Genomic DNA, 9381 nt, shown 5'->3' with positions numbered 1-9381 from the left:
GGGGGTAAAAATTTTTCTCCTGTATCTTTCAGCCCTTGTCCTGTCCGGCTTGCAGGACATCGCAATTAGCTCTGATTATTTTTAAAGGGAAAACAGACGCTTTGATTCCGCTCTATGCGATTGGAGTATTTTTATCTTTCACATTGGCTCAGGGTGGTTTGGTCCGGAAATGGTATAGGGAAAAGACCAGAGGATGGCAGCGGCGGGCAGCCATTAACGGGTTGGGCTCCCTTGTATCTTTTGGAGTGTTAGTTATTTTTTGTTTTACCAAATTTTTGGAAGGCGCCTGGATTGTTGTTGCATTAATTCCCGTTTTGATGTGGGTGATCACGAAGATTTACAGGCACTATGAAAGAGTAGCAGGGCAGCTCCGGGTCGATTTATCTGAACCTTTACCCGAAAAAGGCTCGTTAATTATCGTACCGATAGCAGGGATTCACCGGGTCGTAGCTTCCTCCATTGCCTATGCGAAGACACTCAGTCCTAATGTTGTTGCTTTTTATGTGGCGAGCAGTGAAGAAGATGCCGATAGAATGGAAGAGAAATGGGAACAATGGAACCCCGGTGTTAGACTTGTGACATTTGTCTCTCGTTATCGTTTAATCGTAAGGCCGCTTGTCGAGTTTATTGAAAGAATTGATGCCCGGTTTAACAAACAAAAGGAGACGACAATTATGGTCTTGCTCCCGCAGTTTGTTCCCCGAAAATGGTGGCAGCGCCTTCTGCACAATCAATCGGCATTTCGTATTCGCTCGATCCTTCTTGCGCAGAAAGATGTTGTTATCGCGACAGTGCCTTTTCATTTAAATGATTAGTTTAGACGCTCATTTACCAACTAACGCCATTCATCCGAAAGGTTAAAATGCGTATCGAATCTGATGGGCATGCAAACAGCCTGGTTGACGTAACCAGGCTGTTTTTCTAACCATTTATAGAACCGTCATGCATGTCGTGCTGCAAATTAGGAATGACAAAAGAAACCGTCGGCAATGCAGCGTAATCTTTTGGGAAACTTGATAAAGGCATGTTAACAACGGCAGGAAGGTTATTAAAATTGACCCAGGGATTATGTTTTCGCGCGTATCCTCTATCCCACGAGAACAAGCTGCTTGCATATTTCGCACCAGTATATCCGACAGATGGTAAATTTTCTGAATACCCGCCGAACGTTAACTTCTTCTTAATCAATTCACTCCCCAGGTTGTCGGTTGAAAAAGTATGGGGAGGGAGGGCATCATTGGTAACCCCCTGGTTGGAACCTGAAAATAAATCCGGATAATTGGGCTGACTCGGATGCTCTTTTATTTATAAAATACAGCTTTAAAGGAGGAACGCTGTGCAGCATGTAGTTGACTGGTTTAACCACTATGGATATGGAGTTTTGATCCTTGGACTGATGTTAGAACTTCTTGCCCTGCCTCTCCCCGGAGAGGTTATTATGGGATATGCGGGTTTTCTTGTTTTTCAGGGAAAACTGAACTGGTTGACTAGTATTGTTTTTGCGGGAATTGGAAGTTCAGTGGGGATAACTCTGTCTTATTTGATTGGGTTTAGATTAGGAACCCCCTTTTTTCATAAATACGGCCATTATATTCACTTCGGTCCCGAACGATTAGAAAAAGTTTCGGGATGGTTCAGCCGGTATGGTAATAAGCTTTTAGTCATTGCTTATTTTATTCCAGGCGTAAGGCATTTTACAGGGTATTTTTCGGGCATTAACCGTTTACCTTTTCGAACATTTGCATTGTACGCTTATACAGGGGCCGTTATTTGGGTATCCACGTTTATCTCCCTTGGTAAAATTCTTGGGCCGCAGTGGGAGCATTTCCATGGCCTCATGACAAGATATTTACTGATTGCCGCTATTATTGCCGGTGTTGTCGTTGCTCTCTATTTAATCTACAAACAATACAAGCTGCAGATTAAAGAAGCCGTGTTCAACATGCTTGTAAGACTATTGAATACGTTCCATTCTCTGGGTCGTGTAAGGTTTCTCGTTACCGCAACTGTCATAATCGGTGTGATTTTTTTCGTTTTAATGATTGGGTTAATTCAGGATTACCTTGCCCATGAATTTGATCTGTTTGACCAGGTTGTAATGACGCTCATGACCTTGATTTTCGATGAAAGTTGGGCCCTCTTGATGCGGTGGTTCAGCTACCTTGCATCTCTAAAGGTGCTGATTACTTTTGCTATTCTTACGTTCCTGGGAATTATTCGAAAGGGACAGGACCGGAAAATTGAAGTTTTGTTCCTTTTTTTGGTTTTTTTAGGTGGAGAACTGTTTGAGGAAGGGCTGAGGCGTGTTTTTCACCGATTGCCGCCTGTTATCCAATTGGTCCATGGACATACGCCGTATACATTCCCGAGTGAGTATGCACTGATGGTTTTTGTCGTGTACGGATATTCAGCATTTCTGCTGATTCGTCACAGCGAAAGTCACGTGAGGACAATAGCAGTTGGCATTATTTTTTTTCTGGTGGTATTGTCGGTTGGGCTCAGCCGGCTGTATTTTACGTTTGAGTATCCCAGCGATGTAGTGGCGGGTTACGTTTTTGGCGGAGTCTGGTTAAGTTTGAATATTGTATTGTTGGAAATAAATCGTTTGATATATAAATTGTAGGTGTCTTACTTATTTTAAAGCAGGGAAATGTTTATGAGAATCATCGATGAAGCAAAGAAAAAAGGAACTGTTGGTTTAAATTGAGCTCTGTAGGAGAAACAAATTATGAATTTACATAAAAGTCCCGGATTTCTGATTAACAAGTTGGCACAAGTTGAAATTCAACAAATGCTGCGCTTGGAAAAGGCTACGATAACTGGACTTCTGCTCAATTTTTAAAAGCAAAATGATTGCTTTTGTTTCTTATAAGTTTGAGAATCGGCGTACGCCAAAGGCATTTACAGGAAGGATCGGATGAAATGTTGGAATTAAATAAAATTCATCATGTTGCTTTAATATGTTTGGATTACGAGAAGTCAAAAAATTTTTATGTTAACATTCTTGGCTTGAAGATTATAAATGAGACGTTCAGGGAGGAAAGGAGCTCTTATAAACTGGATCTCCAGGTTGGGGAAAATAATCAAATCGAATTATTTTCTTTTCCAAACCCTCCGGAAAGGCTGAATTATCCGGAAGCAAGAGGGCTTCGGCACTTGGCTTTTGAAGTGGATAACATTGAACAGGCAGTAGAGGAATTACAGTTAAAAAATATTACGGTTGAACCCATTCGCGTAGATTCCCTTACCGGAAAGAAGTTCACATTTTTTAGTGATCCTGACGGATTGCCGTTAGAATTATACGAAAAGTAAATGAATGGTTATACCGTCGATTCGTTCCTGCTTGGTGGTTTAGGGATGTAATTCCTTGCTTTTTATATTTCTAGAGCCAGCGGATTAGTATGTCAGAAAAATTAACTATGTCAGAAAATCTAACATAAAAATTGAAAATATGACTCGATACATTACAATGTAGATAAAGGTTGGAAAATTCTAATTGTTGGGAGGGTGCTATGCACTTAACTGACCGCGAGAAAGAAAAACTGTACATTGTTGTAGCAGCGGACCTGGCACGCCGACGGCAAAAAAGAGGACTAAAACTAAATTATCCGGAGGCGATAGCCATTTTGACATATGAAATTATGGAGGGGGCCAGAGATGGAATGCCGGTTTCCCAGCTTATGCAATGGGGAAAGAAGATTTTGACCGAAGATAATGTGATGGAAGGCGTCTCCTCCATGATCGAGGAAGTGCAGGTGGAAGCAACGTTTCCCGATGGTACAAAATTAGTCACCATTCATCAACCTATTGGTCCTGCATTAAATCCGGAGGGGGAAACGGCAGAATGAAACCCGGCGAATATGTATTGAAATCCGAACCCCTTCTGTTCAATGCAAAACGGAAGACGATAGATTTAGTCGTTGTTAACCGTGGAGATCGACCGGTACAAGTTGGCTCCCATTATCATTTTTATGAGGTAAACCGGGAACTGGATTTCGAACGGGAAAAGGCTAAAGGGATGCGTCTGCATATTCCTGCCGGTACGGCCGTCCGTTTCGAGCCCGGTGAAGAAAAATCCATCACTCTAGTTGAATTTTCTGGAAACAAAATGGTATTTGGCCATAATGGGAAGGTAAACGGTTCTGTCAACCTGAAGAATGAAACGGGCAATGAAACAGACGGTCTGCCTGTTCAGTCAGGTGGAGTCATTAGCCGGACGTCTTATGCTGCGATGTATGGCCCAACTGTAGGCGATAAAATTCGGCTTGCTGATACCCGGCTTTTCATTGAGATTGAAAAGGATTTTACCGTATACGGAGATGAATGCAAATTTGGCGGCGGCAAAGTGCTCCGCGATGGAATGGGGCAATCTTCACGTGCCCGGCGGGATGAAGGAGTAGTAGATGCCGTCATTACCAACGCCACGATTGTGGACCACTGGGGGATTGTCAAGGCGGATATTGGGATAAAGGATGGGCGTATCGTAGGAATCGGCAAAGCCGGAAACCCGGATACCATGCAAAACGTCACTCCCAATCTTGTAGTAGGGGCTTCTACAGAGGTGATAGCTGGCGAAGGATTGATCGTGACACCCGGCGGCATCGATTCACATATCCATTTTATTTGTCCGCAGCAAGTGGAAACGGCACTTTCATCCGGTATTACGACAATGATTGGAGGAGGGACCGGACCGGCAACCGGAACAAACGCAACCACTTGTACGCCTGGTGAATGGAATATTCACAGGATGTTGGAGGCGGCAGAGGCCTTCCCGGTTAATATTGGTTTTCTTGGAAAAGGAAACGCTTCGGAACCGTCTGTGCTTGAAGAACAGGTCAAGGCCGGTGTTATCGGCCTAAAACTGCATGAAGATTGGGGAACGACCCCTGCTGCGATTGATACCTGCCTGAGCGTTGCGGACCGGTTTGACATTCAGGTGGCCATTCATACCGATACGCTAAATGAGGCCGGGTTTGTTGAAGATACGATTAAAGCCATTGGAGGCCGAACCATCCATACATACCATACGGAAGGCGCGGGAGGAGGCCATGCTCCTGATATTATCCGCCTGGCAGGGGAGTCAAACGTCATCCCCTCTTCCACCAATCCGACCCGGCCGTTTACCGTGAATACGATTGAAGAGCATTTAGATATGCTGATGGTGTGCCATCATCTGGACAGTAGAATTCCGGAAGATGTGGCGTTTGCCGATTCCCGAATTCGTCCGGAAACGATAGCGGCTGAAGATATTCTTCATGATCTGGGCGCCCTTAGCATTATCAGTTCTGATTCCCAGGCGATGGGCCGGGTGGGCGAGGTTATTCTCCGAACGTGGCAGACGGCCGACAAAATGAAAGGCCAACGGGGGGCGCTCCCGGAGGAACAGGGGGATAACGACAATACCCGAATTAAGCGATATTTGGCAAAGTATACGATCAATCCGGCAATTGCCCACGGGATTTCCGAGTATGTGGGATCGATTGAAGCAGGGAAATGGGCGGATTTGGTTCTCTGGAAACCAGCGTTTTTCGGTGTGAAGCCAGAGCTTGTTATAAAGGGAGGGATGATTGCGCATGCAGCAATGGGCGATCCGAATGCCTCCATTCCCACCCCGCAGCCTGTGTTTGGTCGTATGATGTTTGCCTCTTATGGTCGTGCCCTTCAAAAATGTTCGCTTACGTTTGTTTCAGGCGCGGCATATGAGAGCGGCATCCAGGCGAAGCTTGGTTTGCGTAAGAATGTTGTTCCGGTAAAAAACTGCAGGGACATCGGCAAAAAGGATATGATTCATAACGATGCTCTTCCAACCATTGAGGTGAACCCGGAGACGTATGAGGTGAAAGTGGACGGGAAACAAGTAACATGCGAACCATCAGAGGTAGTGCCGATGGCTCAACGCTATTTTCTTTTCTAGTTTAAAGTTTCCTTTAGCGTATAAGAAAGCATAATTTTCTTACAGCATAAGTGCAACGAAGGCTATCGCCGGCGCCTTTGGCTTAGCTTACGTTTTCTTTACATGTAAAGGAGGAACGATGAATTTATCTCTTCTCCAATTAATAGATTCTTCTTTTCCGACAGGAGCCTTCTCACATTCCTTCGGCTTAGAAACGGCTCTCCAGGAAGGAGATGTTGTCAATGGGGACGGATTGGCTAAATGGATCGAAGCTTATATAACAGGAAGCGTAGCTCCGGTAGACGGCGCAGGTGTGTACTGGGCCTACCAATATGCAGATGGTTTGATAAATGAAGGGGGTGAAGCGGGAGAGGCAGAACAAAAACTTACCGCACTTGATCAACTTCTTACCCTCGGCAGGCTTGCGCGTGAGGCAAGGGAAGCCGGCATCAAAATCGGCAGACGTTATCTTCATACAGTAGAAAAGCTTTATCCCGCTTCGGGTTTGAGCAGCTATTCAAACTGGATCCGTTCCGGAGTCTGCTATGGCAATCCAAGTATTGTTCATGGTTGGATCTGTGCGTATTTGCATGAGACACCTCAATCAACGGTACTTAGCTATTTATATTCTTCAGCTAACATGATCGTACAAAATGCTATGCGGGCAATGGCAGTCGGGCAGACGGAGGGACAAAAAGTTTTGCGCTCACTTCTTCCCATGCTTGAACGACAGGCTGATTTGCTCCTTGAGCATCCACCAAGCCCCGATTTACTATCGGTTCGAACAATTAGACAGGAAATTGCCGCCATGCGTCATGAAACGTTGTATTCCAGGCTGTTTATGTCTTAATAACAAAAGGGGGAACGATTTATGTGTCAGGGACAGGGACATCATCATCATCATGACGATTGGACTCAACAAACTTTTGCCGGGGGACGCCCTATGAGAATTGGAATTGGTGGACCTGTTGGATCCGGCAAGACAGCGCTTGTAGAAAAGCTATGTAAAGTACTGCAAGATAAATACAGTGTGGCCGTCATCACCAATGACATTTACACGAAGGAAGATGCGGAAATACTGGCTCGAACCGGTGTCTTACCGCAAGAAAGAATTATCGGAGTGGAGACGGGAGGATGCCCCCATACGGCCATTCGGGAAGATGCTTCCATGAACTTCGAGGCGGTAGAGGAGCTGCAGGATAAGTTTTCCGACCTTAACATCATCTTTATTGAAAGCGGCGGAGATAATTTAGCCGCTGCATTCAGTCCGGAACTTGTCGATGTATTTATCTATATTATTGATGTGGCCCAGGGAGAAAAAATTCCGCGCAAAGGCGGACCGGGAATTTTACGTTCTGATCTGCTGGTTATTAATAAAATCGATTTGGCTCCCTACGTCAACGTAAACTTGCAGGTAATGGAAGCGGACTCTACCCGAATGAGAGGCAGTAAACCTTTTGTATTTACCAACCTTTTTCAAGAACTTGGCGTACCGGAAATTGCGGACTGGATTTCGCAAAAATATGAGGGGGCCGGGCCGTTGATAAGACAGTGAAGATGAATGGGGTTTGGAGAGGGAGAGTAGCTTCCGTAGGCGGCCGGAGTCTCCTCATTGACTCTTACCATCGATCCCCTTTAAAGATAGCAAAGCCGTTTGCCGGACCCGATGGGGAACTGCTGCTTTATCTGATGGATTCTTCTCCCGGATTGTTTAATGGAGATGTTCAGGAACTGGAATGTACGGTGGAGAAGGGAGCGAGTCTCTTTCTTACTAACCAGTCTTCCTGTAAACTGCATCCATCTGTTATTCCGGCAGAAAGTTATCAATCGATTCGTTTTTATGTGAACGAAGGCGCCAATTTAGAATATTTTCCAGAACCTGTTGTACCGTACAGCGGAGCCTGCTTTCGATCTGATATGGAAGTTCATCTGGATAAGGGTGGACAGGCGATTATTGCCGATATTCTTACCCCTGGCCGCAGTGGGCGGGGGGAATGTTTTATGTATGAAAGGATAATGAACCGTGTGTCTATTTTCTGGGATAATAAGTTGGCAGCCTACGATGCCTTTTCTCTTGAACCGGGTACATCTACTTCACTGGAATGGGTTGTCGGTTTCTATACACACATAGGAACATTGTGGGTACTGTCAGAACGGATAGGAGAAAAACATATTGAACTGATGAGGAAGGAACTGTCGGCGATGGATGGCTCTATCTATTCAGGAGTTAGTATGCTAGCCCGGAATGGTCTTGTGATCAAGATGTTCGGCCATTCGGCAGAACAACTGCGGCAGGCGATCGAGTCATGCTGGGCAATTGCCCGCAGGTTCCTTTTTCAGAAAGGGGCACTATCTGTAAGAAAATAATTACCGGCATCTGGCAGATGCTGCACGGAAGCAGAAAATCCTGGGAGAAATTTTTTCTTCCAGGTTTTCTTTACCGTTAAAGAAAGTATATGTTGCTTTACAGTGTTAAAGCAACATATACTTTCCTTCATGGGTCACCTGAGAAAAACTCGCGGGAGTGTGCCGAACGTTGCTTTTTCGATGTGGAGCGTGTGGCCGGAAGGTCGATCAGACCGACAATTGTCCATCATTGAGGTACCCGGATGTTTTGTCGGTCCGACCTTCCGGTCACTAAGCGGCCGTTTCGCTTCCCTGCAGAAAAAGGACGAGCGGCAACGCCCGCGAGTTTTTCTTACGGCGGGGAGAAGTTTATAGAATCGGTTTTGGTTACGGATGAAGTGATTTATCAATTGGAAGAGTGTATACAGTTAGCGCCGCTGCATAACCCAGCTAACCTTATAGGTATTAAAGCGTTCCGTAAGCGATTGCCGGATGTGCCAGCCGTTGTTGTATTTGATACAGCTTTTCATCAGACCATGCCGGAAAAAACATATCTCTACAGTTTACCCTATGAATTCTATACAAAATATGCCGTTCGTAAATACGGGTTTCATGGAATCTCTCATCAATATGTTGCACGACATGCGGCACAGATGTTGCATCGCCCGATTGAAGAGCTTCGGCTAATTAGCTGCCATCTTGGAAAAACACTCGATGAATTGATGGGAATTTTTAATAAACGGAGCGGTTTATTCGGTGTTTCAGGCTTTTCCAATGATTTGCGGGATATTGAGAAAGCCGCAGAAGACGGGATTGAACCTCTCATGGCTAAAGCCACGAGATTCTTGGGTAGTCCGCTCTACTGGGCAGAATTAGTACATGATGTACCACCAAGCTATCCCCGCAGTTCCTGCGGTTACTGCGATTATGCAGATAGTAGTCTTTTGCCTTCGGCAAGAATATTCAAACTTGCGTTTACATCCCTGTCCCATTCACTATGACAAGAAGGACACTTCCATTGTCGCAAGTTAAGATCTTTAACCTCTTTGTTTTGGTATCCACAACACGAACAGAGCTGAGAGGAAGCAAAGGTTTTACCTACGGCAACGACAGTACGTCCATACCACTTTGCTTTGTATTCA

10 protein-coding genes and 1 pseudogene are annotated in these 9381 nt (G+C 45.1%); 9 read left to right on the top strand and 2 right to left on the bottom strand.

The window, feature by feature from the left end; genetic code table 11:
• Positions 1-101: 101 nt before the first annotated feature.
• Complete coding sequence (locus tag H525_RS24265) at positions 102-815, top strand: hypothetical protein (protein WP_155837321.1); 714 nt, start codon at positions 102-104, stop codon at positions 813-815.
• Positions 816-921: 106 nt separating this feature from the next.
• Here the strand turns inward: H525_RS24265 and H525_RS25705 are convergent, their stop codons facing one another.
• A complete protein-coding gene (locus H525_RS25705; RefSeq protein ID WP_081413431.1) occupies positions 922-1305 on the bottom strand; it encodes an alkaline phosphatase family protein in 384 nt (127 codons plus the stop codon).
• 31 nt (positions 1306-1336) lie between these two features.
• On the opposite strand from H525_RS25705, the gene H525_RS0114770 reads away from it, so the two are divergent.
• The 8 genes and pseudogenes from H525_RS0114770 to H525_RS28695 form a co-directional block, all read left to right on the top strand.
• Complete coding sequence (locus H525_RS0114770) at positions 1337-2623, top strand: bifunctional DedA family/phosphatase PAP2 family protein (protein ID WP_027416829.1); 1287 nt, start codon at positions 1337-1339, stop codon at positions 2621-2623.
• Between the two features lie 299 nt (positions 2624-2922).
• On the top strand, positions 2923-3312 hold the full coding sequence (gloA2, locus tag H525_RS0114760) for an SMU1112c/YaeR family gloxylase I-like metalloprotein (RefSeq protein ID WP_027416828.1): 390 nt from the start codon (positions 2923-2925) through the stop codon (positions 3310-3312).
• Positions 3313-3512: 200 nt separating this feature from the next.
• Positions 3513-3848 carry an urease subunit gamma gene (locus H525_RS24255; protein WP_035101411.1) on the top strand — a complete coding sequence of 112 codons (336 nt, stop codon included), beginning with the start codon at positions 3513-3515 and terminating at the stop codon, positions 3846-3848.
• Positions 3845-5914: an urease subunit alpha gene (gene ureC / locus H525_RS0114750; protein ID WP_081413430.1), complete on the top strand. Its 2070-nt coding sequence runs from the start codon at positions 3845-3847 to the stop codon at positions 5912-5914. Before H525_RS24255 ends, ureC begins: the two co-directional genes overlap by 4 nt.
• Positions 5915-6032: 118 nt before the next feature.
• Positions 6033-6743, top strand: a complete 711-nt coding sequence (locus tag H525_RS24250) for an urease accessory protein UreF (RefSeq protein WP_051331065.1) — start codon at positions 6033-6035, stop codon at positions 6741-6743.
• Between the two features lie 21 nt (positions 6744-6764).
• The gene (gene ureG, locus H525_RS0114740; protein WP_027416826.1) at positions 6765-7448 is read left to right on the top strand and encodes an urease accessory protein UreG; all 684 of its coding nucleotides are present in this window, start codon (positions 6765-6767) and stop codon (positions 7446-7448) included.
• 2 nt (positions 7449-7450) lie between these two features.
• A complete protein-coding gene (locus H525_RS0114735) occupies positions 7451-8260 on the top strand; it encodes an urease accessory protein UreD (protein WP_027416825.1) in 810 nt (269 codons plus the stop codon).
• 332 nt (positions 8261-8592) lie between these two features.
• Positions 8593-9051, top strand: a pseudogene (locus H525_RS28695) (acetate kinase); the annotation flags it as partial.
• Positions 9052-9164: 113 nt separating this feature from the next.
• On the opposite strand, the gene H525_RS26510 reads toward H525_RS28695, so the two are convergent.
• The coding region (locus tag H525_RS26510) for a zinc ribbon domain-containing protein (RefSeq protein ID WP_155837319.1) at positions 9165-9381 on the bottom strand (217 nt) is incomplete at its 5' end.

Origin of the sequence: Aneurinibacillus terranovensis DSM 18919, from assembly GCF_000430625.1 — a bacterium.
GTDB lineage: Bacteria > Bacillota > Bacilli > Aneurinibacillales > Aneurinibacillaceae > Aneurinibacillus_B > Aneurinibacillus_B terranovensis.
Note: the sequence above shows the minus strand (reverse complement) of the source record. Positions and strands in the feature narration are given on the sequence as shown.

Coding starts and splice junctions, on each gene's coding strand:
- gloA2 (WP_027416828.1), top strand. CDS start 2,923: ATGTTGGAATTAAATAAAATTCATCATGTTGCTTTAATATGTTTGGAT.
- H525_RS24255 (WP_035101411.1), top strand. CDS start 3,513: ATGCACTTAACTGACCGCGAGAAAGAAAAACTGTACATTGTTGTAGCA.
- ureC (WP_081413430.1), top strand. CDS start 3,845: ATGAAACCCGGCGAATATGTATTGAAATCCGAACCCCTTCTGTTCAAT.
- H525_RS24250 (WP_051331065.1), top strand. CDS start 6,033: ATGAATTTATCTCTTCTCCAATTAATAGATTCTTCTTTTCCGACAGGA.
- ureG (WP_027416826.1), top strand. CDS start 6,765: ATGTGTCAGGGACAGGGACATCATCATCATCATGACGATTGGACTCAA.
- H525_RS0114735 (WP_027416825.1), top strand. CDS start 7,451: ATGAATGGGGTTTGGAGAGGGAGAGTAGCTTCCGTAGGCGGCCGGAGT.